The organism is Streptococcus suis, assembly GCF_019794555.1.
Classification (GTDB): Bacteria; Bacillota; Bacilli; order Lactobacillales; family Streptococcaceae; genus Streptococcus; species Streptococcus suis_AB.
In genome coordinates, this window is the sequence record NZ_JAIMEP010000071.1 from 1 (window position 1) to 876 (window position 876).

Below are 876 nucleotides of genomic sequence, written 5' to 3' on the forward strand. Positions count from 1 at the left end.
GTCAGTATCAACATCAGTCTCTGCATCAGCGTCTGAATCAACATCAGTTTCTGCATCAGCATCTGAATCAGCGTCAGTATCTGCGTCAGCGTCTGAATCAGTATCAGCATCTGAGTCAGCATCAGCATCAGCGTCTGAATCAACATCAGTTTCTGCATCAGCATCTGAATCAGCGTCAGTATCTGCGTCAGCGTCTGAATCAGTATCAGCATCTGAGTCAGTATCAACATCAGTCTCTGCATCAGCGTCAGCGTCTGCATCAGTATCAGCGTCTGAATCAGTATCAGCATCTGAATCAGTATCAGTTTCTGCATCAGCGTCTGAATCAACATCAGTTTCAGTATCAGCGTCTGAATCAGCGTCAGCATCTGAGTCAGCATCAGTCTCTGCATCAGCGTCTGAATCAACATCAGTTTCTGCATCAGCATCTGAATCAGCGTCAGTATCAGCGTCAGCGTCTGAATCAACATCAGTTTCAGTATCAGCATCTGAGTCAGCATCAGTCTCTGCATCAGCGTCAGCATCTGAGTCAGCATCAGTTTCTGCATCAGCATCTGAATCAACATCAGTTTCTGCATCAGCATCAGTATCAGCGTCTGAATCAGCATCAGCGTCTGAATCAACATCAGTCTCTGCATCAGCGTCTGAGTCAACATCAGTCTCTGCATCAGCATCTGAGTCAGCATCAGTCTCTGCATCAGTCTCTGCATCAGCGTCTGAATCAGCATCAGCGTCTGAATCAACATCAGTTTCAGTATCAGCATCTGAGTCAGCATCAGTCTCTGCATCAGCGTCTGAGTCAGCATCAGTATCTGCGTCAGCGTCTGAATCAGTATCAGCATCTGAGTCAGTATCAACATCAGTCTCTGCATCAGC

Annotated in this window: 1 protein-coding gene; it reads right to left on the reverse strand. The window is 46.7% G+C overall.

Annotation, left to right across the window (positions count from 1 at the left end):
* On the reverse strand, positions 1-876 hold an 876-nt coding region (locus tag K6V48_RS11650), incomplete at both ends, for a hypothetical protein (protein ID WP_222369859.1).